1 protein-coding gene is annotated in these 1,210 nt (G+C 65.0%); it reads left to right on the top strand.

What is annotated here, in order from left to right; all coding sequences use genetic code 11:
- A partial coding sequence (locus AC1MHZ_RS23360) for a Tc toxin subunit A (protein ID WP_482967009.1) occupies nucleotides 1-1,210 on the top strand: 1,210 nt, incomplete at both ends.

Below are 1,210 nucleotides of genomic sequence, written 5' to 3'. Positions count from 1 at the left end.
TGCACGACTACAAAGAATGGTTCGGCGGCCGCGCAGCGAAGTTTGCCGCCCCAGGCAGTGTCGCCTCGATGTTCTCGCCGGCCGCCTACCTGGCAGCCCTGTACCGGGAAGCGAAAAAACTCTACCCCGCAGGCAATGCCTCGCATATCGACACACGTCGCCGTGACCTGAAGAACCTGGTGCTCAGCCAGGTGAACCTGGATACACCGGTCAGTGCCCTGAGCCTGTCCAACGCCATCCTGATGGAGCGGCTGGGCGAGCACGGCGACACCCTCGAAGGCTTGTCGAACCACGTTGGCCTCGGCGCCACGCCCTATCACCACCAGCACAATCGTCTGCGCCAGGCCTACCGCCTGAAAGACCCGGACTTCAAGCACCTGTGGGCGGCGACCGACGTCAGCAAGCACGTCGAGGCGCCTTCGCTGGCGGGGCTCTGCCACGATATCCCTCCCGCCCTGTACGGGCTGTTGACCGACAAGATCACCGATGACAACGTCGACGAGCAGTTCGCGAAGTATTTCCCCGGCACCGTGCCGGAGGACATGCTGCGCCCGGCCCGGTTGCGCGACTGGTTCGGCCTGAGCGACCAGGCCCTGAAGGCCTTCATCGGCGGCGGCGCCCAGGTCGAGGACGAGCGTTGGGGGTCGCAGACCAACGTCTCGGAACTGCTCAATACCGAAGGCGTCATCTACCAGCTGGGGGTCGGTTCGGCCAGCACGGCGATTCACTACGCCTACCTGTTCTTCCTGGGCGGCGACCGCTGGCAGCTGAGCTTCAGGCTCAAGCAGGCCGGGGCGATCGAGTTCATCCTGGAGGACGTGCACCAGCTGAAGTTGTCCCCCGAGATGCTGAAGGTCGATGCCTTCAAGCCGGACACCGACTACAGTTATGAATTCGACTGGAAGGGGCCGAACGAAGACCGTTCCTATGCCACCTACAGGGTCAAGTTCACCCGCGAGGCCGACCAGGGGCCTATGCTGAGCGCCCGTTTCGCCACCCCGAAGCTGACGCCGGCACGGTTCCTGCTCAGGCTCAACCAGGTGATCAGGCTGCACAAGGCCACAGGCCTGGGGGCCGAGGCGCTGGAGGGCATCCTCCACAGCGTGGACCCGGTGGCCATCAGCGAGCGGTCGCTGGCGGTGCTGACGCAGACCGTGCGCCTGGCCAAGCGCTACGCCATCCCCCATGAGCAGGCGCTGGTCATGGGCCG

Source organism: Pseudomonas sp. FA-1, from assembly GCF_056856075.1.
Note: the sequence above shows the minus strand (reverse complement) of the source record. Positions and strands in the feature narration are given on the sequence as shown.